This window comes from Haemophilus sp. HMSC71H05 (genome assembly GCF_001838635.1).
Classification (GTDB): domain Bacteria; phylum Pseudomonadota; class Gammaproteobacteria; order Enterobacterales; family Pasteurellaceae; genus Haemophilus_D; species Haemophilus_D parainfluenzae_R.
The window spans coordinates 1-26,850 of record NZ_KV838036.1; the positions used below are offsets into that span (position 1 = coordinate 1).

Here is a 26,850-nt window from a genome sequence, read left to right on the forward strand (position 1 = left end):
TAACTATACAACGCTCAAGGGTTTTGGGTGTTGGGTAAGACGAGACGAAACTCAGAGACGAAAGAGAAAGTTTTGAAGTGAATCAGCTTGTTTGGTTGTGAGCACTAGAGATAGTGAGAGCAGAGTAGAGAAAAGTTATTAAAGGAATAATCCTGGCGGCGATAGAGCGGTGGTCCCACCTGACCCCATACCGAACTCAGAAGTGAAACGCCGATGCGCCGATGGTAGTGTGGGGCTTCCCCATGTGAGAGTAGGACACCGCCAGGTACTTTTTATTTTGTTAGTTTATTTGAGAGTAAATTAACAAAATAAAAATTTTGGCAGCAACAGTGCAATGGTCCCACCTGAATCCATATCGAACTCAGAAGTGAAACATTGTTACGCCGATGGTAGTGTGGGGCTTCCCCATGTGAGAGTAGGTCACTGCCAATTATACCTCATTTAGCGGAGTGGTAGTTCAGCTGGTTAGAATACCTGCCTGTCACGCAGGGGGTCGCGGGTTCGAGTCCCGTCCATTCCGCCAATTCTTAATACCAATAGGGGCGTAGTTCAATTGGTAGAGCACCGGTCTCCAAAACCGGGTGTTGGGAGTTCGAGCCTCTCCGCCCCTGCCATTATTCCATATCAATTTATCTTTAATTTTTATAAGAATATTGTCTATTTTGCTATTCGTTTTATACTGATCGTATTTTTAGCATTTCAGAGATATTCTTATGCATTATTCTATTCAAGATTTTATTCAATTAATTGCACAATTACGTAATCCTAATGGCGGTTGTCCTTGGGATCTTAAACAAAATTATGACTCCATGATTCCTTGTTTAACTGAAGAAACTTATGAAGTCATTGATGCCATCCAAAAGAAAGATATTGCTAATTTAAGAGAAGAGCTTGGTGATCTTTTATTACAGGTAGTATTCTTCAGTCAGCTTGCTTCAGAGGATGGTTATTTCACATTTGATGATGTTCTTAATGATGTTTCTGAAAAGATTGTACGTCGCCATCCTCATGTATTTGGTGATGCAACAGCTGGAAATGAAGAAGAAGCTTTAGCTCGTTGGAACAGCATCAAAGCACAAGAAAAATCAGCTCAAAAACAACAGTCTATTTTAGATAATGTTCCAAATGCTTTTCCTGCATTGTTAAGAGCTCAGAAAATTCAAAAACAGTGTTCAAAGATTGGATTTGATTGGAATGAACTCGAGCCTGTATTCGCTAAAGTTGAAGAAGAATTAAAGGAAGTGAGAGATGAAGTCAACCAAACACCTCGTAATCAAGAAAGAATAGAAGAGGAAATTGGGGATTTATTTTTTGCGACAGTCAATTTGTCTCGTCACCTTAAATGTAACGCAGAAGAGGCTTTACGTAAGGCGAATAATAAATTTGAACAACGTTTTCGCAAAGTTGAAGGAAAGGCCTTAGAACGAGGCATATCACTTAAAGATCTTTCTTTAATCGAAATGGATATTCTGTGGGATGAAGTGAAAAAAGAAGAAAAATAACCGAAATGGCAGAGGGTGTTTTCCTCTGCCATTTTTATTTTATGGAATGGATAAGTAACATATAAGCGCTGATTACTAATAAAATAATACCTAATAGTTTTTTGACTAAGTGCGGTGATAATTTACCTCGGATTTTCATTGAGAAAAATCCGGTTACAAAAGCACTTAGCACAACAATAATCACTATCGAAAAATTGACATAACCGATTTGCCAACCAAAGTGATAAGTCGAACTTTTTGAAAGATAGCCATAAAGGCTACCTAGCCCACCAATAAACATCATCGCGTTGGTATAAGGGGCAATTTGATGGGCTTTAACGGATTTTAATTGTCCAATTAAAGGCGCCATAATTGAGCCACCTCCAATGCCGGTCATGCCAGCAATAAATCCACCAACCGTTGAAAGCCCTATCCCTTTAATCGTTTCATCCACTGTAGATTGCTGAATTATTGCGGTTTCTTTACTAAAGATAGTACGAATTGCTAATAGGGAAAGTGTGATAACAAACACACTGATGATGGCAATATCGGGTACATAAAAACTGGATTCGAATCCTAGCTGCACACCAATAATCATACCCACAGACCAAATGAGCATCGCTTTGTAATTAATCGATACTTTTTGTTTGTAAAAATAAATTAAGTTAATAAAGGACGATCCCATAACAATCGTCAATGATGTTGCGGCAATCATTTGTAAAGGAAACTGTGGGAATAAAGTGTAGAGAATAGGTACCATCAATACGCCGCCACCAATGCCAAAAATAGCGGACATTATATTTGTCATCACACCACATAAAATTAAAATAAAAATTAACTGTAAACTCATTTCAAACTCCTTTTTTGTGGGAGTACGGCATTATTATTCTTTTGGATAAATAAATAATTTATGATCTTGCTCATAATTATCTATAAAAACAGACTTTATTTTAATTTTGTGATCCTTCTCACACAATCAGTATGACAATTATCATATGCTCTTTATACACCTAGCAGTAGTCTATAAATAGAATTTAATAATGGCTTCTACAAGGAGGAGCATATGCTATTAACAGTTTCGAGTTTCCTCATCGTAACAGCTTTGGTAGCCTATATTTCATGGCTACGGACTAAAAACGATGATTTAACCACCTCGAAAGGTTATTTCTTAGCGGGACGAGGATTAAGCGGTATTGTGATTGGTTGCTCAATGGTTTTAACTTCACTTTCTACTGAGCAATTGATTGGCGTGAATGCCGTTTCTTATCAAAACAACTTTTCTATTATTGCGTGGACTGTGCCAACGGTGATTCCGCTTTGTTTCTTGGCGCTTTATATGTTGCCGAAATATTTGCGTAACGGTTATACCACCATTCCTGAATTCTTTGAAAATCGCTTTGACCGTCAAACGCGTTTGATTATGTCAGGGTTATTCTTGGTCTTCTATCTTTTAATTGTTATTCCGACCGCACTTTATACAGGGGCAATTGCCTTTAACAAAATTTTCAATCTAGAAACGATCTTTGGATTAAGCTACGCTCAAGCAATTGTCTATACCGTTATTGCTATCGGTGTAGTGGGGGCGATTTATGCAATTTTTGGTGGGTTAAAAGCGGTGGCCGTTTCCGATACCATCAATGCCGTAATCTTAGTGATTGGTGCATTGCTTGTGCCTGTATTTGCATTGCTTTATTTAGGTAATGGCAGTATTTCAGAAGGGTTGAATATCATCACTACCACCCACGTTGAAAAATGGAATGCCATTGGTAGCTCAACAGATTCTACTCCTTGGCCGACAATTTTTACCGGTATTATGGTTGTTCACTTCTTCTATTGGACAACGAACCAAGCCATCGTACAACGTTGTTTAGGGGCGAAGGATTTAGCATCAGGTCAAAAAGGGATTTTAATTGCAGCGCTTTTCCTACTCACATTACCGATTATTCTTAATTTACCGGGTTTATTGAGTTTCCATATTTTAGGGGAAGGCTTAAATCCAATTGATACCTCTTATCCATTATTGGTCAATAAAGTGATGCCGACTGCATTACAAGGCTTCTTTATTGCCGCACTTTTCGGTGCAATTTTAAGTACCTTTAACTCATTCTTAAACTCTGCAGCGACCATTTATTGTAAAGACTTACTACCATCTATTAGTAAAAAACAACGTACCGATCAAGAGTTGATCGTCTATGCGAAAAAAGTCTCAACCATTATGGCGATTGTGACCATGATTATTGGTCCACTTTTGATGTTCGGTACAGATGGTATTTTCTTAATCACTAAACGCTTTGCTGGTTTTGTGAATATTCCAATCGTGGCGTTATTTGCTGTGGGTTTATTTAATAAAACTGTTTCTGGCTTGGCTGCACGTATTGCTTTACTTGTACACGTAGTACTTTATTTCAGTATTGTTTGGGTGTTCAATGTGAAAATCAATTTCGTGTATGTAATGGGCGGATTATTCGTATTTGATGTTGTTTTCATGTTGATTCTAGGTCAATTCTTAAAACGTGAACCTTATGTGGAAAATACCATCAATAAAGGCGATGTAGACTTAACCAATTGGAAATACATTAAAGTAACATCTGTTTCATTAATTCTTGGTTTAATTGCGCTTTATGCATTCTTATCACCAATTGGTATTGCTTCACCAGATGGTAATCCAATGTTAGTGTTGGAAGTGTATGCGGTATTACAACTCATCGTGTTGATTGTCTTTAGACCAAAAAATGAAAAAACAGAACATCAATTACATCTTTCTAACCAACATTAAGCAGTCGGGCGTACATCACGTACGCCCTTAAAATAGATAAGGATTGTGTATGAACATTATCTATATTTTACTCGACCAAGTGCGTAAAGATATGTTGGGGGCTTATGGTCATCAGATCGTTAAAACCCCGAATATTGACCGTCTAGCTAAAGATGGCGTACGTTTTAATAATGCCTTTACGCCCGCTTCCGTTTGTGGTCCCGCACGGACTTCACTCTTTACCGGTTTAATGCCATCTACCCATGGCATTATTCGTAATGGTGAAAAAGGCGGTACAGGTGAAGTGAGCGAAGCTGCACCGAATATCGGTAAACTAGACGGCTACAACACCTATGTTGTGGGTAAATGGCACGTGGGTACAAAATCCGTGCCGGAAGATTATGGCATTAAAGGTCATAACTTTGATGGCTATGGTTATCCGGGCAGTGGTGTGTATAAAAATTTAGTGTTCAACCAACCGCCGACACATTCCAATCGTTATAAAGAATGGTTAGATGAAAAAGGCTATGAGATTCCAGAAGTGAGTCGTGCTTATTTCGGTGATAACCCTCATTTACGTGTGCAAGAGCTTTGCGGTTTGCTTTCAGGCACAAAAGAACAAACCATCCCGTATTTCATCATTGATGAAGCGAAAAGCTATATTAGTGAATCACTTGCTGAAAATAAACCGTTCTTTACATGGATTAATTTCTGGGGACCGCATACGCCTTGTATTGTGCCAGAACCTTATTATTCTATGTATCGAAAAGAAGATGTGGTGCTAGATGAAAGCTTCTTCAAGCCACTAGAAGGCAAACCTGGACACTATCGTACCATCTCTAAAATGTGGGGAATGTGGGAAGCGAGTGAAGATCATTGGAAAGAGGTTATCACAAAATTCTGGGGTTATATCACCTTGATTGATGATGCAATTGGTGAGCTATTTACCTTCTTAGAAAACAACGGTATTTATGACCGCACTTTTATTGTGGCAACCGCTGATCATGGTGATGCGATGGGCGCTCATCGAATGATTGAGAAAGGGGAGTTCATGTTCGATACCACTTACAACATTCCGATGATTATTAAAGACCCGAATTCAAATCGTGTTAATCAACAAGATGATAACCTTGTCTATCTCCATGATTTAACTTCAACAGTTTACGATTTGGCTAATCAGCCAATTCCTTCCGCCTTTGAAGGGGAAAGTATTTTGCCGATTGTTCGTCAACATCAAGATAATCAACGCAAAGGGATATTGGCACAGTTGGCAGGGCATTTCGTTTACTTTGAACAACGCATGTGGCACCGTAAAGACTATAAATTAGTATTTAATGCTTCGGATATTTGTGAGCTTTATGATGTGAAAAATGATCCGGCTGAAATGCATAATTTGTTCTACAAGCCAGAATATGAGGCGGTCAAAAAAGAGATGTTGGAAGAAATGTGCCAAGAAATGAAACGTTTAAATGATCCGCTAGAAAACTGGGTATATCGAATTATTCACGAAGTGTAAAACCAATAAAAAATTGACCGCATTTTTAAGGGATGATTATGGAAAATTGCTCAATCAAGCCTACTGAATTGTCACATTGTCAGTTTACTGAGTTGCATCACTTACCGAAAGGCTCCTTCTTGTATCAACAAGGTGAGTCAGCACATGAATTTTATTATGTGCAAGCAGGCTTGGTTGGCTTATTTCATACCCTTGAAAATGGCAAGGAAAGCTTAGTGCGATTATATTCTAAGGGCGATTATTTTGGTTTTCGAACTTTGTTTTCGATGGCGGATAAACATTATCATTGTAATGCAAAAGTCTTAATTGATGCGGAGATTACTCGCATCAAGCCTAATGTAGTGAGCGAGTTTTTTACGCATAATACGGTGATGAGCCAATGTTTATTACAGATTTTGGCAGATGAATTACGCGAAGCAGAGGAACGTTTGGCAAAAAGTGCCTATTTGCGCACTTTAGATCGCGTGATGGATAGTTTGTATTTTCTCAAACAACATTTTCCTGATTATAATTGGACGTATCGCGAAATTGCAGAATATGCCGGCTGTGAAACTGAAACTGCGATTCGTATTGCAAAAGAACTCAAACAAAATGGCGCATTAGACCGAATATCAGGTCATAAATAATGTTGTAACAAAGGATGGTTGATGTCTGTTTTTCCACCACAAGTTCATTTTCACTTAATGGCGAAACCAAGCAGTTTTCACTGTAACATTCAGTGTGAATATTGCTTTTATTTGGAAAAATCAGAACAGTTGGGGCAACATGCGCCTTTTATGTCGAAAGACACCTTAAAACATTACGTCAAAAACTATATCCAATCTCACGCCGGTAATGTGATTGAATTTGCTTGGCAAGGTGGGGAACCCACTCTTTTAGGCTTAGATTTTTATCGACAAGCCGTTGAATATCAGCAGGAATTTGCCCAAGGTAAACAGATCACAAATGCCTTTCAAACCAATGGTATTGCTCTTAATCAGCAATGGGCCGCATTTTTTAAACAGCATCATTTTCTCATTGGGCTTTCTATTGACGGTTTAAGTGCCGTGCATAATCGTTATCGTATTTCAGGTAACGGCAATCCCACCTTTGAAAAAGTCGTAAAAGCGTTAAATCTGCTACAAGAATATGGCGTGGAATTTAACACCTTAACCGTCATTAACGATCAAAACTGGCAAAAAGGAAGAGAAACCTATTTAGCGCTCAAACAGCTTGGTTCAACTTATATGCAGTTTATTCCTATCGTTGAACGTCATGCCCAAACACAATCAATAGCCGATTTCTCGGTACCATCAGAAGGCTACGGTCAATTTCTCGTGGATGTCTTTCATGAATGGTATGCTCATGATGTGGGAAAAGTTTATGTGTCGCAGTTTGATAATTTACTAGGGCAATGGCTCGGTTATCCTTCCACAACTTGCGTTCATCAACCCACTTGCGGACAATCGCTTGTCACAGAAGCCAATGGCGATGTGTATGCTTGCGACCATTTTGTGTATCCCGAATACAAGGTCGGCAATTTAACTCAACAACCTTTAACGGAGATTGTACTTTCCAGTAAACAGCAACAATTCGGTTTAGAAAAATCACAAAAATTGACCGCACTTTGTCGGCGTTGTGAGTTTCGTAAACTCTGTTATGGTGGCTGCCCGAAACATCGTTTTGTTTCTCTCGAAAATGAATCAAACCCACATAATTATTTATGTGCCTCTTACCGTTATTTCTTTGAACAAACGGCGCCTTATATGCAAGCCATGGCTCGTCAAATTCGGTTACATCCATCCGCTGCTTAAGGTAGAATAGCGTTTTTCTATTTTACTGTTTGATTGATATGAATCCTTGGACATTACTCGCTATTTCGATTTGCCTTGAAATTGTGGCGACGAATTTATTAAAAGTCAGCGATGGCTTTACCAAACTTTTACCTACAATTGGCTCATTAACCTTGTATGCCATTTCGTTTTATTTTGTCTCCCTTGTATTCCGTACCCTTTCCGTGGGGTTGGTTTACGCCATTTGGTCGGGTGTCGGCATTGTTTTGACGGCCATTGTGGCGTATTTCGCTTTTGGTCAGAAAATCGATACCGCTGGGCTGATTGGTATGGCGTTGATTATCAGTGGTGTTTTAGTGATTAACTTGTTTTCTCAAACAGGACATTAATCCTCCAAATGAAATATGATCAAGCTAACAAATTTTATTTTTCTTCAAAATAAAATTATGTAAGCAATCGATTCACCGCTATAATTCTCCGGCATTTTTAACCGCACTTTGTGCAACTTTAAAGGAAATTCTATGAAAAAATTACTTTGCTCATTATTTGCGCTTTCTGCTGTTAGCACAGCAATGGCACAAGAAGTGAATATTAAATTATTAGGGACCTCAGATGTTCACGGTCGTATCGTACCTTGGAGTTATGGTGCAGACATAGAGGACAAATCTGGTTCTTATGCACAAATTGCAACTTATGTGAAAGATGTGCGTAAAAATAATAAGAACGTGGTGTTAGTGGAAGTCGGTGATGCGATCCAAGATAACCAAATCGATGTGTTCGCAAAAGATAAAAAATACTATAAAGATCACCCGATTCCAAAAGTATTAAACGAAATGAATTATGATATTTTCGTATTGGGTAACCACGAGTTTAACTTTGGGATGAAAGCATTAGATGAAATCCTAAAAGATATCAAAGCGAAAAAATTAACCGCAAACTTCTATCATAAGAAAAATGACAAACGTTATATCGATGCGACAACCATCATCGAAAAAGATGGCGTGAAGTTAGGGATTATTGGTTTAAGTACCCCAATGTCAGCAAAATTTGAAGAAGACACGGGCAACTTAAAAGACATGAAATTTACTTCGCCGACAGAAGAAGCGCGTACACAAGTTGAGAAATTAAAAGCAAAAGGCGTGGATGCGATTATTGCGGTGACCCACATGGGTATCGATAATGAAAACAATATTCCTGATACTGGTATGCGTGATGTCATCAATGCAGTAGACGGCATTGATGTGGTTATCGCGGGTCACATGCACAAAGATGTACCAAGTGAAACCATTAAAAACACACTAATCACTGAACCACACCGTTACGGTACCGTGGTATCTGAAGTGGATTTAACTTTTGATATCAACGATAAAAAAGAAGTGAAATTAGTGAAGAAAGAATCTAAAACGGTTCCAGTTAAAGCACTTGAAGCAGATAAGAAAATTGTGGAAATCTACAAACCTTATCACGAGAAATTACGTGAATTAAACAATGTGGTGATTGGTCAAACCGAAAACGAAATGGTACCACAAGAGACCAAACACGGTGTATCTGCTGCATTCTCAAAAGATACCGGTTTATCTTCATTCATTAATGATGTTGAACAACATTACAGCGGTGCAGATGTGGTGACTTTCTCTTTCGACCATCAAAAAGCACGTATGGATAAAGGCGATATCAAGAAAAAAGACATCATCTTTAACTATCGTTATGCAGGCGGTGATGTTACCGTTTATGAAATGACCGGTAAACAATTGAAAGAATATATGGAATGGTCTGCGAACTACTTCGATACCATCCAACCAGGTGATACTGAATACCGTTACAATGCAGAGCGTAAAAAATCAAAATATGTGACTTACGACATTTTCGGTGGCGTAAATTACAAAATTGACTTACGTAATCCAAAAGGTAGCAAAATCGTTGATTTAACCCTTGCTGACGGCAAACCGGTGACAGATGATATGAAATTAAAAGTGGGTATGAACTCATATCGTTTCGCTCAATTAAACGGTAAAGGTGGTATTTGGGAAGGTCAAAAAATTCCGGTGCTTTGGGAATCTAAAGTGGCAATGGGCCGTGAAAAAGGCACGATCCAAAATATGATGATCGATTACATCACGAATGTGAAAAAAGGCAAAATCGATGGTCTATCTCACAATCGTTGGGAAATCATTGGATTAAACTAATCAGCCCTTTTTAAATACGATAAAAACCAACCGCACTTTGAGGCAATTGAATCAAGTGCGGTTATTTTTTCTTTGTTTTCAGCTAAAACTTGTAAATAATCAAGGTAAAATTGAGCTCAACGTAGTAAACTACAAGCACTTTTATCCTTTAGGAGATGACAAATGAAACCTTATTTAATCGCCCCTTCTATCCTTTCTGCAGATCTTGCTCGTCTTGGTGATGATGTGCAAAACGTGTTGAATGCCGGTGCGGATGTGATTCATTTTGATGTAATGGATAATCACTATGTGCCGAATTTAACCTTTGGCCCAGCTGTGTGTAAAGCTTTGCGTGATTACGGTATTAAAGCACCCATTGACGTGCATTTGATGGTAAAACCGGTCGATCGTATTATTCCTGATTTTGCCAAAGCCGGTGCGGATTACATTACGTTTCATCCTGAAGCCAGTGAACATATTGACCGCTCTTTACAGCTCATTCGTGATCACGGCTGTAAAGCGGGTTTAGTGTTTAATCCTGCCACGCCATTAAGTTATTTAGATTATGTATTAGATAAGGTGGATGTGATTTTGTTAATGTCCGTGAATCCAGGATTTGGCGGACAATCTTTTTTACCGTCAACATTGAAAAAATTACAACAGGCACGTCATCTGATTGATGAAAGCGGTTTAGATATCCGTTTAGAAGTTGATGGTGGAGTAAAAGTTGATAATATTGCAGAAATCGCCGCAGCTGGTGCAGATATGTTTGTGGCAGGCTCAGCGATTTTTGGTAAACCAGATTATAAACAAATTATTGATCAAATGCGCGTGCAGTTAGCTTCAGTTAAATAGATGGTAGTAAGAATGAAGACTCAATTTAAAGTTATCGGTTTTGATTTAGATGGTACGCTCGTGAATAGCTTGCCAGATTTAGCATTGTCTGTGAATTCTGCTTTAGCAGACTTTGGGTTACCCCAAGCGCCAGAAGAGTTAGTGTTAACTTGGATTGGTAATGGGGCACCTGTATTGATTGCTCGTGCTTTAGAATGGGCAAAAGTACAAACAGGTAAAGACTTTTCAGATGCAGAAATGGAGCAAGTGAAAGAGCGTTTTAACGTGTATTACGCGGAGAACCTTTGTAATGTGAGCCGTTTATATCCAAATGTAAAAGAAACATTAGAAACTTTGAAAGCTCGCGGTTATACCTTAGCCGTGGTAACGAACAAACCAACTCGTCACGTTCAGCCGGTATTAGTGGCATTTGGTATCGATCATTTATTCAGTGAAATGCTTGGTGGACAATCATTACCTGCGATTAAACCACATCCAGGCCCATTGTATTATTTATGCGGTAAATTTGGTGTAGAACCTCGCCAAGTGTTGTTTGTGGGTGACTCTCGAAATGACATTCTCGCGGCACATTCAGCAGGTTGCCCGGTTGTGGGATTAACTTATGGATACAACTACAATATCCCAATTGCTGAATCAAACCCAGATTGGGTGTTTGATGACTTTGCGAAGTTATTAGAGATTCTTTAATCCATCTTAAAACGTAAAGTGCGGTTAAAAATAACCGCATTTTTTTCTTAAACCTCCCACCAAATCAACGCCCATTTGCGTTGTCCGTGCTTTATCGGTTCATTATCTATTTGTTTTTGTTGATAGAATTGAGCTAAGTCTTGTTTTTCTTTTTCGGTGAGATTGCCGAGAGAAAATTCCACGGAATTTAATAAATCCTCAAAAGTTTCACCTTGGAAATGACCAGATTCAGTTTCAATAAAACTTACATTGGCATGAATACCCTTTTGGTAAAGGCGATTAACTAAATAAATATAAGTTGGAAAGCCCACATCATCACGACCAATGGCTTCAAATACGCCTTCATCGAGAAAATGGCGTTGTGTTACCGAGGTTAAAAAGACGCGTTTTTTAGCCTTGCTTTGCAGCTTTTCAATCATGTCATCCAAATCATCCACAAGCGTTGAGCGAGAGGCGAGTATTACATCGGCTTGAGGCACATCATCCCAGTTATCGGACCATGATTTATGTAGAAGGGTAATATTATTCAGTTGGTGCTTTTCTTTGTATTGCTGCACCATATCCAACATCCCTTGGCTGTAATCGAGAGCATACACAGCTTGGCATTGTTGGGCTAAAGGAATCACAAACGTGCCTGGGCCACAGCCAATATCTAACACCGTTTCATTGGGTTGCACATTCATGGCTTTAAGCAACGTCTCGTTATAACGGCTTGGTTTACCCACTAAATTCTCGGCCATTTTAGGCGCTTTTTTATCCCACTTTGTTGGTGGAAGATTATAGTGATTGCAGGCTTTCAGATGTTGTTGATAGAGATCGTTGAAATTAATGTCATTGATGATCATAGTGGCGCCCCAAAGTGCGGTTAGTTTTCGGATTGTTTTTAAATTGCTTGATGATTATATGCTTTCTCCCACTTAAAATCATTTGAAAATGATTGACGCAAACGTTTTCGTTTTGGTGTATTTTCCTTTATAATAGCCCGCGATTTTCATCTCAAACACAACTCAAAGGTACCCGTATGTTTCAAACTTTTCGTGGCTCACCCGCCCTTTCTGAATTCCGTATTCAAGGTTTACTGCAAAAATTTCAACAAAATCAATTACCAGTGAAATCGGTTTATGCGGAATATTTGCATTTTGTGGAATTAAATCGACCGCTTGTTAGCGAGCAGGAAGCTAAATTAAAAGCATTGTTACATTACGGTCCAACTCTGGCTGAACATGAAGCCAAAGGCGAAACCTTTATCGTGATTCCACGCGTTGGCACGATTTCTTCTTGGTCTTCTAAAGCGACGGATATCGCACATAACTGCGGTTTAAATGAAGTAGAGCGTATTGAGCGTGGTTTGGCGTATTATTTTGAGTTAAGCCAACCGCTTGATGAAAAAACAACGGAAAAATTGACCGCACTTTTACACGACCGAATGATGGAAACCGTGGTGCGTCGTCCTGAAGATGCAGAGATTTTATTCCGTCATCAAGATCCGAAACCGTTCAAAACTGTGGATATTTTGAAAGGTGGACGTGAAGCCTTGGTCACAGCCAACGTAGAATTAGGTTTGGCACTGGCAGAAGATGAAATTGATTATTTGGTGGAAAACTTCACTCAATTAGGGCGCAATCCGCACGATATTGAACTTTATATGTTCGCACAAGCCAACTCTGAGCACTGTCGGCATAAAATCTTTAATGCAGATTGGATTATCGACGGCAAAAAACAGGATAAATCCCTGTTTAAGATGATTAAAAACACCTTTGAGAAAACCCCCGATTTCGTGCTTTCAGCCTATAAAGATAATGCTGCGGTAATGGAAGGCTCAAAAGTCGGCCGTTTCTTTGCGGATCAAGATGGGCAATATCGCTATCACAATGAAGATGCACATATCTTAATGAAAGTGGAAACCCACAACCACCCAACGGCAATTTCGCCATTCCCGGGTGCGGCAACAGGTTCAGGCGGTGAAATTCGTGATGAGGGTGCAACGGGGCGTGGTGCAAAACCTAAAGCAGGTTTAACCGGTTTCTCCGTATCAAACCTTGTCATTCCAAACTTTGAGCAACCTTGGGAAAATCCACTCTCCAAGCCAAACCGTATTGCCTCAGCCTTAGATATTATGATTGAAGGTCCATTAGGTGGCGCAGCATTTAACAATGAATTTGGTCGTCCTGCATTATTGGGTTATTTCCGTACCTATGAAGAGAAAGTTAATAGCTTCAATGGCGAAGAAGTACGCGGTTATCACAAACCAATTATGTTAGCGGGTGGTATCGGTAATATTCGTGGTGAACACGTTCAAAAAGGTGAAATTCCAGTTGGTGCGAAATTGATCGTATTAGGTGGCCCTGCCATGAACATCGGTTTAGGCGGTGGTGCGGCTTCATCTATGGACAGCGGGAAATCAAAAGAAGATTTAGATTTTGCCTCTGTTCAACGTGAAAACCCAGAAATGGAACGTCGCTGCCAAGAGGTGATTGACCGTTGTTGGCAATTAGGCGCAGAAAACCCAATTCTCTTTATTCACGATGTGGGCGCGGGCGGTTTATCCAACGCGATGCCTGAATTGGTGCACGATGGCGAACGTGGCGGTAAATTTGATTTACGCTCCATCCTTTGCGATGAAAAAGGCATGTCGCCATTAGAAATTTGGTGTAATGAATCGCAAGAACGTTATGTCTTAGCCGTTACACCAGAAAAACTCGAATTATTTACCGCACTTTGTGAACGCGAGCGCGCGCCGTTTGCGGTCATCGGTGAAGCAACAGAAGAAAAACATTTAACCTTGCACGATAGCCATTTCGACAATAACCCAATTGATTTACCGATGAATGTGTTATTAGGCAAAACGCCGAAAATGACGCGCGAGGTTTCGTCAAAAACTGTCGAAAATCAACCGCTTGCAACAGAAAATATTCAATTAAAAGAAGCCTTCCATCGTGTGTTACGTTTACCGGTGGTGGCAGAAAAAACCTTCTTAATTACCATTGGCGACCGTTCTGTAACGGGTATGGTAGCACGTGATCAAATGGTCGGCCCATGGCAAATCCCCGTGTCAGATGTGGCTGTCACCACCGCGTCATTAGACAGCTATCATGGTGAAGCCATGGCAATGGGCGAACGTGCACCGGTGGCATTATTAGACTTTGGTGCATCTGCTCGTTTAGCGGTGGCTGAATCCATTACCAATATTGCAGGCACCAACATTGGTGATATTAAACGCATCAAACTTTCTGCAAACTGGATGTCTGCAGCGGGTCATGGTGGTGAAGACGCCGGCTTATATGAAGCGGTTAAAGCAGTCGGTAAAGAACTTTGCCCAGCATTAGGTATTACCATTCCAGTGGGTAAAGACTCCATGTCGATGAAAACCACTTGGGAAGAAAATGGCGAGAAAAAATCCGTCACTGCACCGCTTTCTTTAGTGATTTCATCTTTTGCCCGCGTGGAAGATGTACGCAAAACTGTCACACCTCAATTACGCACAGACAAAGGCGCAAGCCGTTTATTATTGATTGATTTAGGCGAAAGAAAAAATCGCTTAGGCGCGACCGCACTTGCGCAAGTGTATAAACAATTAGGTGACAAACCAGCCGATGTCGTAAATGTTACCAAACTGAAAAACTTCTTTGATGCAATGCAAGCATTGGTGGCTGAGCGTAAATTATTGGCTTACCACGACCGTTCAGACGGTGGTTTAATTACCACCCTTGCAGAAATGGCATTTGCGGGTAACTGTGGCGTGGATGTGGATATTTCTGCATTAGGCGACAATGATTTAGCCGTGTTATTCAATGAAGAATTAGGTGCAGTAATCCAAGTATCAGAAAGTGAATTAAGCGCCGTGCGTGAGGTATTAAAAGCCCATGACTTGCTTGGTTTAATTTATGAACTCGGTTCTGTAAGTTCAGAAGAACGTTTTGAAATCACACGAGGCAGTAAAAAACTATTAAGCGAAAAACGCTCTGAATTACGCGGTATTTGGGCAGAACTCACTCACCAAATGCAACGCTTACGCGATAACCCAGAATGTGCTGACCAAGAATTTGAAGCGAAAAAAGCAACAGATAACAAAGGTTTATCTGCTCACTTAACCTATGATGTGAATGAAGATATTGCTGCGCCTTACATCAGCAAAGGCGTGAAACCAAAAGTGGCAGTATTACGTGAGCAAGGCGTAAACAGCCACGTTGAAATGGCAGCGGCTTTTGACCGTGCAGGCTTTGCAGCGATTGATGTTCACATGAGTGATTTAATGGCGGGCCGTTACAACTTAAACGATTTCAACGCGATGGTGGCCTGTGGTGGCTTCTCTTACGGTGACGTATTAGGCGCAGGTGGCGGCTGGGCAAAATCCATTTTATTTAACCCACAATTACGCGATCAATTCAGCCAATTCTTCGCCAATGAAAACACCCTTTCATTAGGCGTATGTAACGGCTGTCAATTTATCTCCACCCTTGCGGAAATTATTCCTGGTGCAGAAAATTGGCCACGTTTCGTGCGTAATAAATCAGAACGTTTTGAAGCGCGTGCCGCGATGGTGAAAATCAACGATACCAACTCATTATGGTTTAAAGGCATGGCTGGCTCACATATGCCGATTGCTGTTTCTCATGGTGAAGGACGCGTGGAATTCAAAACACCTGAGAATTTGACCGCACTTCAAGCACAAAACTTGATTGTGGCACAATATATCGACAGCCATTTAAACGTGACGGAAACCTATCCAGCCAACCCGAATGGTTCGGCATTAGGGATTACCGCAATTTCTAACATCGATGGTCGTATTGCTGCAATGATGCCACACCCTGAGCGTGTATTCCGTGCCGTGAGCAACTCATGGTACCCAGAAGATTGGTCTGAAGATGGCGCTTGGATGCGAATTTTTAGAAATGCGAGAGTGAATTTCAAATAATGTGAGATTGCTCACAGAAAATTAATCAAAAATAAGAGATACTAAGAAATTGGTATCTCTTTTTTATTACATAAACCTGAGTAATAAAAAATGCCAACAATATTAGAGAGTAATATTGTTAATGATTTATATAAATACTTTATATAAAAATTCTTGGGCATTATGTCCGTAATATCCATTGAACTATATGAGGAGTTCTTAATGAGTAGTTTAGTTACATTGCTAGCTAATATCGTTGCGCCATTGCAACGTCAATTTATTAACTTTATCCGCATTGCGATTTGTGTTGTGATGGTTTGGATTGGAGGTTTAAAAGTTTGCCAATATGAGGCAGATGGTATTGCACACTTTGTGTCAAATAGTCCTTTCTTAAGCTTCCTTTACAAAAACGGCGCAAATGAAGTGACAAATGATAAGGGTGTTTTAGTGAAAGAATATACCTTATATAAAAACCCTGAAGGCAAAATGGTCGCAAAAAATATCGAATGGCATAAAGCCAACGGCACCTATACCGCTTCTTATATTATTGGCGCAATCATTGTGACAATTGGTATTTTAGTATTAGCAGGCATTTGGTCTCCGACACTCGGACTATTTGGAGGCTTACTCACGTTTGGTATGTCGATAGTCACGCTGTCGTTCCTGATATTTACGCCAGAAACCTGGGTGCCGAATTTAGGTGGGGACTTCCCAACACCTAATTATGGCTTCCCATATCTCTCTGGTGCTGGCCGACTCGTGATTAAAGATATTATTATGATGGCAGGTGGCTTAGTTGCTGCAGCAGAATGTGCAAAACGCTATTTAGAGAATAAAAAGCAGTTTGCGTAATAGTTAGATTTTAGAAGGGCTTGCTGAGATGAATGGCAAGCTTTTTTGTTATTAAGAGATACATACTAATAACAAAAAAATAGATAGAATTCAAAACTATTGAAAATTTGACAGCATTTTAAGCATAGAACTTGATTGTAGATCAATATATCGATAGCCATTTAGAACCTTGATGGTCATATTGCAGCAATGATACCAAACCTAGAGGATGTATTCTGTACTGAGCAAATCCTAGTATCTAGAAGATAGATCTGAAGATAGCACTTGGATGTAGATTTTTAGGAATGCTATAATGCAAGTTTAGCTATAATTAACAGGCAATAACTGAATGGTTATTGCCTTTATTATAAAGGAATCGTTATGGCAAAGAATAAATACCAATTGGATCGTTTGTTAGGTAAGAAAAACAAAAATACATTCTTAGATAAGTTAATTGAGTATAAAAAATTTTTAAGTATATTTTCTGGTGTAGGCGTTGCAGTTGGTGCAGTCTTAATATTTATATATTGTTTCTTTTATATAAATTATATTCCATCACAGCTGAGCGTAGGGGATTCATTAAGTTATATATTTATCTCATTGGGATTTGGGCTGTTGTATTTGTGTTTTTTGCATTTTCATTTTTTTTTGGTTTTTTGTTTTGTACATGAAAAGATCTTGGGTAAGAGAGAATGGACTTTGTATGTATTTGGAATTGTTCTTTTTCCTATTGTATTATATTTATGTTTTTTAATATTTGGTGTTAATTATAAACTTTTATTTTTACTTATTTTTTATTATTTTTTAATTTATTTATTTTTTATTTTTATTGATGATATCTCCTCTGGTGTTGGAGTTTTATTTTTTAGTATTTTATTGTTATTTCCACTTTTTATTGATGGGGTTTTTGATGTTTTTTTAGATAAGACTCTCTCAAGATTAAGTATAAAAGTGGATTATGCGAGCATAAGATTGGCAGATGATGAGTTCTTATTTATAAGCAAAATTGCGGAGGAAGAAGGTATAACGTTGAAAACGTCTTGTAATATACTTGATAAAAATAAATTAATTCATGATGTAAATATATTATGGTCTGTCGGACAGGAATCATTGATTGAGATAGTTGGGAATGATAATGAGGAAAATAGAAGAATAAGATTGGCTATAAACAATGACAATATGAAATCCATTAGAATATCCTCCCCTAGAAAATGCATTTTCAAAGAATTTAAGAATGTTTTTGAGGACATGACATATAATATTAAAGACGATGAGATTAAGAAAGTTAAAGATTTTATAAATGGATACAAAAAAGACGACATAAGTAAAATAAGGGTTTATGGAGTTTTAGAATCTAAGTCTTACAATGAAGTAAGGTATAAAAATCTATCTGAAGATTGGGTTAAAGCTATGGCAGAAAAGTTATCACCTGATATTCCAAAAGATATTTTATCCTTTGAAAAATTTGAATATGTTTCGTATTGTAAAAAAAATCTATTAAATCTTCATACACTTAAAGATTGTGAAGAGATCAATAAAGGAATTATCCTTGAATTAGAATTAAAAAATGAAGTACAAAAAAATAAAGAGCAAGAAGGAAATTGGTTTAAGTTTAAAAGATTATTCAACGCTGTATAGTTTTGGCATCTATATCCAAAAGTTTTAGCAAAACTAATAGTTTTACTTTCTTGTTTTAAAAAGAGCGGTCAAAAATCACAACGAATTTTGACCGCTCTTTTTATTACTTTTACTTACGAATTATTTTTGTTTTTTCAAAAACTCAACGCCAGTGTCTGGGAAGTCAGTGAATACACCGGTTGCACCAGATTTATTCAATAACGCATCGTACATTTGATTTACGTCAGTGAAGAATTCAGGTAATGCATCTTTACGCACGGTGTATGGGTGTAATTCCACTTTGTATTGTGCGAGTTCTTTCACTAATGGGGTGTACACGATATTACCTGGTTTAGATTTTTCTTTATCTACTAACATGTACCAGCCTGGACCAACACCATCAGCATATTTCACCACTTCAGCCATTGCACCTGGTTTGAACATCCAATCGTAATCGTAGTTCACCCATTTGCCTTTCGCATCTTTTTCTTCAGTTTCATGCCAATCGGTGTATGCTACTAATTGAACAAGTTTTAAATCCATGCCCATTTTTGGGAGCAATTCGTTTTTGATACGTTTTAACTCATTGAAGTCGAAGGTTTGTAAGTAAACCATGTCTGATTTCTTGTCGTAACCGTATTTTTTCAACACTTTAAGGGTTTCAACTGCAATGTCTTTGCCATTTTGGTGGTGGAACCAAGGTGCTTTGATTTCAGGGTAGATACCCACTTTTTTACCGGTAGATTTTTCTAAACCTTGGATGAATTCTAACTCATCTTCAAAAGTATGGATTTTGAAGTGTGATTTCCAAAGTGGGAAACGACCTGGATATACTGCAACTTGTTTACCATCTTTAGTTTCAAAGTTTTCAGTCATATTTAAACTTTGAATTTCTTTTAAGGTGAAGTCAATTACATAGTAACGACCATCTTTACGATGACGATTTGGGAATTTTTGCGCCACGTCAGTTAAACCATCTAAGAAGTGGTCATGGATAACCACCAAACGGCCGTCTTTTGTCATCGCTAAGTCTTGTTCTAAGTAGTCTGCATGTTGTGCGAATGCAAGCGCTTTAGACTCAAGTGTATGCTCTGGTAAGTAACCACTTGCACCACGGTGAGCAATGATAATTTTGTCTGATTTCATAGTGTCCACAGAAGAGTGTGCGCTACATCCTGCAAGTACGCCTGCAGCTAATAAAGAAAGCGCTAAAGTTTTGAGTTTCATGGTGTGTTCTCCTTGATTTACTTATTACATCTTGGTTTCATGTCGTAAAAATAGATTTCACTAATTTCACGGTCATATCCTGGATAAAATCCTTTTGGCATCCCTAACACAATTTGTTTGCCTCGGTTTGCATGGACAAGCAGTTGTTTCGTTTTCGGATTCACATTCAAGCCTTCGACTTCGCCGACATCTCGAATGTCATTCAATGTTTTTTCTAAAACAACGCGAGCTTCATTATTTTTATCTGAAATTTCTACACGATAAATATGATCGGGTTCTTTTTCATCTGCCGTACCATCATCAGATGTGACATAGAGATCACCGTTATAGGCATAAACCCCTTGAATCCATTGTGGAACAGGTTGTAAATGCACTTTACGTTTATATTTACCTGTTGAAAGATCATATTCATATAAATAACGACCACTTTCCTCACCAACCCAAGATGCCATCCAAACTGAATTGTGAACGGTATCTACGGTGATGCCGGAAACTTCGACTTGACCTGACTCAGGATTAAAATCAACTGATCTTTTTAATGCGAGGGTTTCAGGATCGTGAATCGCAATTTGAATATTTTTACCTACGCCGGCATCGAACCATTCGGAGGAAACATAAAGTTCATTGTTGTAGATATCAATGTCGCCAATGTGATTAGCTTCTTTTTGATAGCCGACAAAAGGATCTTTATTTTCTTTAATCAGTTTTCCATCCATATCGTATTTGGCGAGTGTTTTACTGCCCGATACATATAAATATTTGCCATCAGTGGTAATGCCTTGACGTCCATTGACTTCAAGCACTTTGTCTAATTTATAAGTATAAGCGGGGAGGGCTGAACGATAGGGCGCTTCACAAGTTTGATTTGCGAATGCTGCATTTGCCATAACTGCCGCGCCTAACATAATGGTTAATTTATTCAATTTCATCACATTATCTCCTTTTAAAGTGCGGTTAAAGATTCAGTTGTTTTTTGTAATAAAAAAGGCGGCAAGCCTTCGCCTGTCGCCTTTAATTTATAGATTATTTACCGTAGGTATCGCCTAATTTAGCTTTATGTTTACCTTCTTCAACCATTACGATGAAGAGTAATAACACTGCTAAGACACCACCACCGATCATGACGTAGAAACCGCCGTCCCAGCCGTAGTGTTGTGCTGCCCAACCGATAACAGCTGATGCTGAAACAGTACCACCTAAGTAACCGAATAAACCGGTGAAACCTGCTGCTGTACCTGCTGCTTTTTTCGGTGCAAGCTCAAGAGCGTGTAAGCCGATTAACATTACAGGACCGTAGATTAAGAAGCCGATTAAGGTCATTAAGATGAAGTCAGTTAATTGATATGGGTTTTCATACCAAGCAGAGTAGTTTGCAAGCTCTGCTTCTGGTGTAGCTGGGTTCATCCAGTATGCTACAACTGCTGCTGTAGTTAAGATCATGAAGATGAAACCGGTTAAACCACGTTTACCTTTGAAGACTTTATCTGATACCCAACCACATAATAATGTACCTGGAACCGCTGCTAATTCATAGATTGTGTAAGCCCATGCGGTACCTTTGATGTTGAAGTGTTTTACTTCACTTAAGTAAACCGGAGACCATTTTAATACGCCGTAGCGGATTAAGTATACGAATACGTTAGCAATCGCGATGTACCATAACAGTTTGTTTTTCAATACATAAGTGACGAAGATTTCTTTTGTGCTTAAATCGTTTTCGTAAGTTTTTTCGTTATAGTCATCTGGGTAGTCATTACGCCATTTTTCAATTGATGGTAAACCACAAGATTGTGGAGTATCACGCATCACGAAGTAAACTGGAATTGCACAGATCATTGCAGCAATACCCGGATAGTAGAGGGATTGTTGCCAAATATCTTTTGCTTGTGCTTCGACACCATGAGTGCTGAAGAAGACGGCACTTGCTAATAGCACCATTGCACCCGGCATCATACCACCGATGTTGTGCGCGGTATTCCAGATAGATACGATAGTACCGCGTTCTGATTTAGACCACCAGTGTACCATTGTACGACCACATGGAGGCCAACCCATACCTTGGAACCAACCATTTAAGAAGATCATTACCCACATGATGGCAATGCCTGAAGTTGCCCATGGGAATAAACCCATCATGGTCATACAAAGACCAGAAAGCAATAAACCAAATGGTAAGAATACACGAGGGTTCGAACGGTCAGACATACCTGCCATTACGAACTTAGATAAACCATAGGCAAGACCGGCAGCTGAGCCGATAACACCTAATTCCGCTTTTGAGTACAAGCCGGCTTGAATTAAACCAGGTTGTGCCAAGTCAAAGTTTGCACGTACAAAATAGTAAGCGGCATAACCAAAGAAGATCCCTGCAAACACTTGCCAACGTAAGCGTTTATACGTGGAATCAATTTTCTCCGCTGGAAGTTCCGCAATGTGCGGAGCGGGTTTAAATGGTCCAAACATAATTTCTCTCCAAAATCATTTTAATTATGAGTCCACCCCCATGATGGGGATAGCGTGCATGATAAAATAAAAATAGAAATTAAAAAGAGAAATAATTCAAAAATGTGATGCATTTCACAAAATATTTTTTAACAAATGAGCGAATTCGAAAATTGTGTGATCTATCTCACAAAATAGCTTTCTTTTTCGCTCAGAATGTTGTGAATTTAACCGCTCTCCCATACAATAGCCATGGAATTTGTAATAGTTTTTACGTTTCTTTTTATTAATATTTTGGCTTTGGGGGTAACAATGGGATTATCGCCTAATATGTATCGTGATGTGGGTGATTTTTCACCTATCTCGACGGATGTGATTATCATTGGTGGCGGTGCGACTGGTGCAGGGATTGCTCGTGACTGTGCATTGCGTGGAATTAACTGTATTTTATTAGAGCGTCGTGATATTGCGACAGGCGCAACAGGCCGTAATCATGGTTTGTTACATAGTGGTGCGCGCTATGCCGTAAACGATCAAGAATCAGCAGAAGAATGTATTAAAGAAAATAAAATTCTGCGCAATATCGCTCGTCACTGTGTGGATGAAACAGAAGGTTTATTTATTACCTTACCTGAAGATTCCCTTGATTATCAAAAAACCTTCATCGAAAGTTGTACTAAATCCGGTATTGAAGCTGTCGCCATTGATCCTAAACTAGCCCAAATTATGGAACCATCAGTAAACCCTGATTTAGTGGGGGCCGTTGTTGTACCAGATGGTTCAATTGATCCTTTCCGTTTAACGGCTTCTAACGTGATGGATGCCACCGAAAATGGCGCGAAAATGTTCACTTATTGCGAAGTGAAAAGCTTAATTCGCGAAGGTGGCAAAGTAATCGGTGTGGATGTTTACGATCACAAAAATCGCGTAAACCGTAAATTCTTTGCGCCATTAGTCGTCAATGCAGGTGGTATTTGGGGGCAAGGTATCGCAGAATATGCGGATCTCAAAATTAAAATGTTCCCAGCAAAAGGTGCATTACTTGTCATGGGTCACCGTATCAATAAAATGGTGATTAACCGTTGCCGTAAACCGGCGGATGCGGACATTCTTGTGCCAGGGGATACCATTTGTGTTATCGGTACAACCTCTAGCCGTATTCCTTACGATCAAATTGATAACATGGAAGTCACCCCGGAAGAAGTGGATATCTTATTCCGTGAGGGGGAAAAACTTGCACCAAGCTTGCGTCATACTCGTGTATTACGTGCTTATGCCGGTGTGCGTCCTTTAGTGGCGTCAGATGACGATCCATCAGGTCGTAATGTAAGTCGCGGTATCGTGTTACTTGACCACGCAGAGCGTGATGGTTTAGACGGCTTTATCACGATCACTGGCGGTAAATTAATGACTTATCGCTTAATGGCTGAATGGGCAACGGATCTTGTTTGTAAAAAACTCAACAAAACAGCACGTTGTACGACTGCTGAGCGTCCATTGCCGGGTTCAACCGAAAGCCGCGCAGAAACCAATCAAAAAGTTATTTCACTTCCAAGTACGATTCGTTATTCAGCCGTGTATCGTCATGGTTCTCGAGCAACTCGTTTATTAGATAAAGAACGTCTCGATCGCTCAATGGTGTGCGAATGTGAAGCCGTGACAGCGGGTGAAGTCCGTTATGCCGTTGATGAATTAAACGTCAATAACTTAGTGGATTTACGTCGTCGTACTCGTGTAGGTATGGGTACTTGCCAAGCTGAGCTTTGCGCATGTCGTGCGGCGGGCTTAATGAACCGTTTTGAAGTGGCAACACCTCGCCAATCTACCACTCAATTAACCGCTTTCATGGAAGAGCGTTGGCGCGGTATTGAGCCTATTGCATGGGGTGAAGCGATTCGTGAAGCAGAATTTACTTCATGGATGTATGGCAGTGTGTTGGGCTTAAACGATGTTCAACCGCTTGAAACTGACAAACAGCAAGGGACGGATAACAATGAATTTTGATGTAGTGATTATTGGTGGCGGCCTTGCAGGTTTAACTTGCGGCATCGCTCTACAAGAACAAGGCAAACGTTGTGTCATTATCAATAACGGCCAAGCAGCGATTGATTTTGCATCCGGCTCATTAGATTTATTAAGCCGTTTACCAAATGGTGCGTTTGTTAAAAATATTCCTGAAAATTTGACCGCACTTTCCGCTCAATTACCACAACACCCTTATAGCATCATGGGTGCTGAACGCGTGTTAGCGAAAGCGCAAGATTTCGAAAAATTAGCGGAGTCGTTAAATTTAGATTTAGTTGGTTCAACCGCAGAAAATCATCTTCGCGTAACAGGTTTAGGCAGTTTACGCGGTGCATGGCTTTCACCAAATAGCGTGCCAACCGTGCAAGGCGAAACCCCATTCCCTTATAAAAAAATTGCGGTTTTAGGCATTGAAGGCTATCACGATTTCCAACCAGAATTATTGGCAGATAACCTCACGCTGAATCCACAGTTTGCACATTGTGAAGTAAAAACAGGTTTTTTAAATATTCCAGAATTAGATCAGTTACGTGCAAACTCTCGTGAGTTCCGCAGTGTGAACATTGCACAAGTTTTAGAATATAAACTGAAATTTGATGATCTTGTGGCTGAAATGAAAGAAGCAGCGAAAGGTACCGAAGCGATTTTCTTACCAGCTTGTTTCGGTTTAGAAAATCAAGAGTTTATGGAGTCACTTCGCAAAGCAACTGGCTTGCCATTATTTGAATTGCCAACTTTACCACCGTCTTTATTAGGTATGCGTCAACGTATTCAATTACGCCATCGTTTTGAGAAATTAGGCGGACTCATGATGAATGGTGATAGCGCATTAAAAGCTCATTTTCATGGCAACAAAGTTCGTGCAATTCAAACGCGTTTGCACGAAGAGGAAGAAATCACGGCTGAGCATTTCGTCTTAGCGTCAGGCAGCTTCTTCAGTAAAGGTCTAGTCTCTGAATTCGATAAAATCTACGAGCCCGTATTCCATTCTGACATCATCGGTGTGGAAGGTTTTAACGATACGGATCGCTTTACTTGGACTGATCACCGTTTCTCAAATCCACAACCGTACCAATCTGCGGGCGTAGCGATTAATGCGCAATGCCAAGTACAAAAGAACGGTCAATTTTTAACGAATTTATATGCGGTGGGTAATGTGATTGGTGGTTTCAATGCGTTAGAGCTTGGTTGTGGTTCTGGCGTGGCCGTGGTAACAGCACTTGCTGTTGCTGATGAAATTCTTCACAACACACATTAAGGAGGCGTTATGAACATTCAACAATTAATTGATAATGCAAAACAATCCCTTAATGCACCACAACATCATCATGCCTTTGATGAAAGCTTTGAGAGCTGCATTAAATGTACAGCGTGTACAGCAGTGTGTCCGGTTTCGCGTCAAAATCCAAACTACCCGGGTCCAAAACAATCAGGTCCAGATGGTGAGCGTTTACGCTTAAAATCAGCCGAGCTTTATGATGAAGCATTGAAATACTGTACTAACTGTAAACGTTGTGAAATTGCGTGTCCGTCTGATGTAAAAATTGGTGACATTATCGTTCGCGCAAGAAACAAATACCTTGCTCAACAACATAAACCAGCAGTGCAAAAATTACGTGATGCGATTTTAAGTAACACCGATATTATGGGTTCACTTAATACACCGCTTGCTCCGATTGTGAATACGATTACAGGCTTGAAAGCGACAAAATTTGTGTTGGAAAAAGCATTAAAAATCAGCCGTCATCGTACGTTACCAAAATATTCCTTTGGTACGTTCCGTAGCTGGTATATGAAGAAAATGTTGGAAAGCCAACAAAAATTCGAGCGTAAAGTGGCGTATTATCACGGTTGTTATGTGAACTACAATAATCCACAGTTGGGTAAAGAATTTATCCAAGTGTTTAATGCCATGGATATTGGCGTGGTGTTATTAGAAAAAGAAAAATGCTGTGGCTTGCCATTGAGCGTGAACCAATTCCCTGAACGTGCGAAAAAAATTGCGCAATTTAACACCGATTACATTGGCAAAATGGTGGATGAAAATGGCTTGGATGTGATCAGTGAAGCATCAAGTTGTGCCTTAAATTTACGTGATGAATATCATCATATTTTAGGTATCGATAATGCGAAAGTTCGTCCGCATATCCACATGGTGACACCATTCTTATATCAACTCTTTAAAGAAGGTAAAACCTTACCGCTTAAACCATTGAAATTGCGAGTGGCTTATCACACCGCATGTCACGTGGATAAAGCAGGTTGGGCACCCTACACCTTGGAAGTGTTAAAACAAATCCCAGGTTTAGAAGTGGTGATGCTCCCATCACAATGTTGTGGTATCGCAGGGACATACGGTTTCAAAGAAGAAAACTACGAGGTTTCCCAATCTATCGGTAAAAACTTATTCGATAACATCAATGCAGGCGGATTTGATTATGTGATCTCTGAATGCCAAACTTGTAAATGGCAGATCGATATGTCATCTAACGTGACTTGTATCCATCCATTGACGTTATTGTGTATGTCGATGAACCAAGCTTAGTGAAAAGAGCGGAAACTGATAAAAAAGTGACCGCTCTT

Annotated in this window: 20 protein-coding genes, 2 tRNA genes and 2 rRNA genes; 19 read left to right on the plus strand and 5 right to left on the minus strand. The window is 39.5% G+C overall.

Going from position 1 to position 26,850, the window contains the following annotated elements:
* Window positions 1–151: 151 nt before the first annotated feature.
* The 5 genes from rrf (HMPREF3279_RS05785) to mazG all read left to right on the plus strand — a co-directional run bounded on the left by rrf (HMPREF3279_RS05785) (window position 152) and on the right by mazG (window position 1,502).
* Window positions 152–267 (plus strand): 5S ribosomal RNA (gene rrf / locus HMPREF3279_RS05785).
* A 49-nt stretch (window positions 268–316) separates the two neighbouring features.
* A 5S ribosomal RNA gene (gene rrf / locus HMPREF3279_RS05790) occupies window positions 317–432 on the plus strand.
* 14 nt (window positions 433–446) lie between these two features.
* Window positions 447–523 (plus strand) — tRNA-Asp (locus HMPREF3279_RS05795).
* Between the two features lie 15 nt (window positions 524–538).
* Window positions 539–614, plus strand: a tRNA-Trp gene (locus HMPREF3279_RS05800).
* A 99-nt stretch (window positions 615–713) separates the two neighbouring features.
* Window positions 714–1,502 carry a nucleoside triphosphate pyrophosphohydrolase gene (mazG, locus tag HMPREF3279_RS05805; RefSeq protein WP_070868366.1) on the plus strand — a complete coding sequence of 263 codons (789 nt, stop codon included), beginning with the start codon at window positions 714–716 and terminating at the stop codon, window positions 1,500–1,502.
* Window positions 1,503–1,536: 34 nt separating this feature from the next.
* On the opposite strand, the gene HMPREF3279_RS05810 is transcribed toward mazG, so the two are convergent.
* Window positions 1,537–2,331, minus strand: a complete 795-nt coding sequence (locus HMPREF3279_RS05810) for a sulfite exporter TauE/SafE family protein (protein ID WP_070868368.1) — start codon at window positions 2,329–2,331, stop codon at window positions 1,537–1,539.
* 213 nt (window positions 2,332–2,544) lie between these two features.
* Between HMPREF3279_RS05810 and HMPREF3279_RS05815 the strand changes: the two genes are divergently transcribed.
* From HMPREF3279_RS05815 to HMPREF3279_RS05850, 8 genes are all read left to right on the plus strand, one after another.
* Window positions 2,545–4,257, plus strand: a complete 1,713-nt coding sequence (locus HMPREF3279_RS05815; RefSeq protein WP_032822348.1) for a solute:sodium symporter family transporter — start codon at window positions 2,545–2,547, stop codon at window positions 4,255–4,257.
* Between the two features lie 49 nt (window positions 4,258–4,306).
* A complete protein-coding gene (locus tag HMPREF3279_RS05820; protein ID WP_070868371.1) occupies window positions 4,307–5,752 on the plus strand; it encodes a sulfatase family protein in 1,446 nt (481 codons plus the stop codon).
* A gap of 38 nt (window positions 5,753–5,790) precedes the next feature.
* Window positions 5,791–6,378 (plus strand): Crp/Fnr family transcriptional regulator, encoded by a 588-nt coding sequence (locus tag HMPREF3279_RS05825; RefSeq protein ID WP_005697379.1) that lies wholly within the window; start codon window positions 5,791–5,793, stop codon window positions 6,376–6,378.
* Window positions 6,379–6,399: 21 nt separating this feature from the next.
* Entirely contained in the window at window positions 6,400–7,545 is a 1,146-nt protein-coding gene (locus tag HMPREF3279_RS05830) for an anaerobic sulfatase maturase (RefSeq protein WP_070868373.1), read from the plus strand.
* A gap of 38 nt (window positions 7,546–7,583) precedes the next feature.
* Window positions 7,584–7,913, plus strand: a complete 330-nt coding sequence (locus HMPREF3279_RS05835) for a DMT family transporter (RefSeq protein WP_014064309.1) — start codon at window positions 7,584–7,586, stop codon at window positions 7,911–7,913.
* Between the two features lie 132 nt (window positions 7,914–8,045).
* The gene (locus HMPREF3279_RS05840) at window positions 8,046–9,710 is read left to right on the plus strand and encodes a bifunctional metallophosphatase/5'-nucleotidase (RefSeq protein ID WP_070868375.1); all 1,665 of its coding nucleotides are present in this window, start codon (window positions 8,046–8,048) and stop codon (window positions 9,708–9,710) included.
* A gap of 162 nt (window positions 9,711–9,872) precedes the next feature.
* Window positions 9,873–10,544 carry a ribulose-phosphate 3-epimerase gene (gene rpe / locus HMPREF3279_RS05845; RefSeq protein ID WP_070868377.1) on the plus strand — a complete coding sequence of 224 codons (672 nt, stop codon included), beginning with the start codon at window positions 9,873–9,875 and terminating at the stop codon, window positions 10,542–10,544.
* A gap of 12 nt (window positions 10,545–10,556) precedes the next feature.
* Window positions 10,557–11,231, plus strand: coding sequence for a phosphoglycolate phosphatase (locus tag HMPREF3279_RS05850; protein WP_070868379.1), 675 nt, complete (start codon window positions 10,557–10,559; stop codon window positions 11,229–11,231).
* 47 nt (window positions 11,232–11,278) lie between these two features.
* Here HMPREF3279_RS05850 and HMPREF3279_RS05855 read toward each other — a convergent pair whose 3' ends face one another.
* Window positions 11,279–12,076 (minus strand): class I SAM-dependent methyltransferase, encoded by a 798-nt coding sequence (locus tag HMPREF3279_RS05855; RefSeq protein ID WP_070868381.1) that lies wholly within the window; start codon window positions 12,074–12,076, stop codon window positions 11,279–11,281.
* A gap of 176 nt (window positions 12,077–12,252) precedes the next feature.
* Between HMPREF3279_RS05855 and purL the strand changes: the two genes are divergently transcribed.
* From purL to HMPREF3279_RS05870, 3 genes are all read left to right on the plus strand, one after another.
* Window positions 12,253–16,146 (plus strand): phosphoribosylformylglycinamidine synthase, encoded by a 3,894-nt coding sequence (gene purL, locus HMPREF3279_RS05860; protein WP_070868383.1) that lies wholly within the window; start codon window positions 12,253–12,255, stop codon window positions 16,144–16,146.
* Window positions 16,147–16,347: 201 nt separating this feature from the next.
* Window positions 16,348–16,977, plus strand: a complete 630-nt coding sequence (locus tag HMPREF3279_RS05865; protein WP_005646193.1) for a YkgB family protein — start codon at window positions 16,348–16,350, stop codon at window positions 16,975–16,977.
* Between the two features lie 360 nt (window positions 16,978–17,337).
* The gene (locus HMPREF3279_RS05870; RefSeq protein WP_049367606.1) at window positions 17,338–18,594 is read left to right on the plus strand and encodes a hypothetical protein; all 1,257 of its coding nucleotides are present in this window, start codon (window positions 17,338–17,340) and stop codon (window positions 18,592–18,594) included.
* 120 nt (window positions 18,595–18,714) lie between these two features.
* On the opposite strand, the gene glpQ is transcribed toward HMPREF3279_RS05870, so the two are convergent.
* The 3 genes from glpQ to glpT form a co-directional block, all read right to left on the minus strand.
* Window positions 18,715–19,800, minus strand: a complete 1,086-nt coding sequence (gene glpQ, locus HMPREF3279_RS05875) for a glycerophosphodiester phosphodiesterase (RefSeq protein ID WP_049371947.1) — start codon at window positions 19,798–19,800, stop codon at window positions 18,715–18,717.
* 17 nt (window positions 19,801–19,817) lie between these two features.
* On the minus strand, window positions 19,818–20,729 hold the full coding sequence (locus HMPREF3279_RS05880; RefSeq protein WP_049367604.1) for a hypothetical protein: 912 nt from the start codon (window positions 20,727–20,729) through the stop codon (window positions 19,818–19,820).
* Window positions 20,730–20,823: 94 nt separating this feature from the next.
* Entirely contained in the window at window positions 20,824–22,263 is a 1,440-nt protein-coding gene (gene glpT, locus HMPREF3279_RS05885) for a glycerol-3-phosphate transporter (RefSeq protein ID WP_049365713.1), read from the minus strand.
* A gap of 291 nt (window positions 22,264–22,554) precedes the next feature.
* Here glpT and glpA point away from each other — a divergent pair, with 291 nt between their 5' ends.
* From glpA to glpC, 3 genes are read left to right on the plus strand one after another with little or no spacing between them, the layout of a single operon-like run.
* Window positions 22,555–24,246, plus strand: coding sequence for an anaerobic glycerol-3-phosphate dehydrogenase subunit A (glpA, locus tag HMPREF3279_RS05890; RefSeq protein WP_070868385.1), 1,692 nt, complete (start codon window positions 22,555–22,557; stop codon window positions 24,244–24,246).
* The gene (gene glpB, locus HMPREF3279_RS05895) at window positions 24,236–25,525 is read left to right on the plus strand and encodes a glycerol-3-phosphate dehydrogenase subunit GlpB (protein WP_070868387.1); all 1,290 of its coding nucleotides are present in this window, start codon (window positions 24,236–24,238) and stop codon (window positions 25,523–25,525) included. The genes glpA and glpB overlap by 11 nt, the downstream gene beginning before the upstream one ends.
* A 9-nt stretch (window positions 25,526–25,534) precedes the next feature.
* Window positions 25,535–26,812 carry an anaerobic glycerol-3-phosphate dehydrogenase subunit GlpC gene (gene glpC / locus HMPREF3279_RS05900; protein WP_049385118.1) on the plus strand — a complete coding sequence of 426 codons (1,278 nt, stop codon included), beginning with the start codon at window positions 25,535–25,537 and terminating at the stop codon, window positions 26,810–26,812.
* Window positions 26,813–26,850: the final 38 nt, after the last annotated feature.

What these genes read in the sequence shown, in the direction of transcription:
- HMPREF3279_RS05880 (WP_049367604.1), bottom strand. Translation starts at nt 20,729, where the DNA reads ATGAAATTGAATAAATTAACCATTATGTTAGGCGCGGCAGTTATGGCA.
- HMPREF3279_RS05855 (WP_070868381.1), bottom strand. Translation starts at nt 12,076, where the DNA reads ATGATCATCAATGACATTAATTTCAACGATCTCTATCAACAACATCTG.
- HMPREF3279_RS05835 (WP_014064309.1), top strand. Translation starts at nt 7,584, where the DNA reads ATGAATCCTTGGACATTACTCGCTATTTCGATTTGCCTTGAAATTGTG.
- HMPREF3279_RS05815 (WP_032822348.1), top strand. Translation starts at nt 2,545, where the DNA reads ATGCTATTAACAGTTTCGAGTTTCCTCATCGTAACAGCTTTGGTAGCC.
- HMPREF3279_RS05830 (WP_070868373.1), top strand. Translation starts at nt 6,400, where the DNA reads ATGTCTGTTTTTCCACCACAAGTTCATTTTCACTTAATGGCGAAACCA.
- HMPREF3279_RS05810 (WP_070868368.1), bottom strand. Translation starts at nt 2,331, where the DNA reads ATGAGTTTACAGTTAATTTTTATTTTAATTTTATGTGGTGTGATGACA.
- HMPREF3279_RS05870 (WP_049367606.1), top strand. Translation starts at nt 17,338, where the DNA reads ATGGCAAAGAATAAATACCAATTGGATCGTTTGTTAGGTAAGAAAAAC.
- glpT (WP_049365713.1), bottom strand. Translation starts at nt 22,263, where the DNA reads ATGTTTGGACCATTTAAACCCGCTCCGCACATTGCGGAACTTCCAGCG.
- rpe (WP_070868377.1), top strand. Translation starts at nt 9,873, where the DNA reads ATGAAACCTTATTTAATCGCCCCTTCTATCCTTTCTGCAGATCTTGCT.
- HMPREF3279_RS05865 (WP_005646193.1), top strand. Translation starts at nt 16,348, where the DNA reads ATGAGTAGTTTAGTTACATTGCTAGCTAATATCGTTGCGCCATTGCAA.
- HMPREF3279_RS05825 (WP_005697379.1), top strand. Translation starts at nt 5,791, where the DNA reads ATGGAAAATTGCTCAATCAAGCCTACTGAATTGTCACATTGTCAGTTT.
- purL (WP_070868383.1), top strand. Translation starts at nt 12,253, where the DNA reads ATGTTTCAAACTTTTCGTGGCTCACCCGCCCTTTCTGAATTCCGTATT.
- glpC (WP_049385118.1), top strand. Translation starts at nt 25,535, where the DNA reads ATGAACATTCAACAATTAATTGATAATGCAAAACAATCCCTTAATGCA.
- HMPREF3279_RS05840 (WP_070868375.1), top strand. Translation starts at nt 8,046, where the DNA reads ATGAAAAAATTACTTTGCTCATTATTTGCGCTTTCTGCTGTTAGCACA.
- glpB (WP_070868387.1), top strand. Translation starts at nt 24,236, where the DNA reads ATGAATTTTGATGTAGTGATTATTGGTGGCGGCCTTGCAGGTTTAACT.
- HMPREF3279_RS05820 (WP_070868371.1), top strand. Translation starts at nt 4,307, where the DNA reads ATGAACATTATCTATATTTTACTCGACCAAGTGCGTAAAGATATGTTG.
- glpQ (WP_049371947.1), bottom strand. Translation starts at nt 19,800, where the DNA reads ATGAAACTCAAAACTTTAGCGCTTTCTTTATTAGCTGCAGGCGTACTT.
- HMPREF3279_RS05850 (WP_070868379.1), top strand. Translation starts at nt 10,557, where the DNA reads ATGAAGACTCAATTTAAAGTTATCGGTTTTGATTTAGATGGTACGCTC.
- mazG (WP_070868366.1), top strand. Translation starts at nt 714, where the DNA reads ATGCATTATTCTATTCAAGATTTTATTCAATTAATTGCACAATTACGT.
- glpA (WP_070868385.1), top strand. Translation starts at nt 22,555, where the DNA reads ATGGGATTATCGCCTAATATGTATCGTGATGTGGGTGATTTTTCACCT.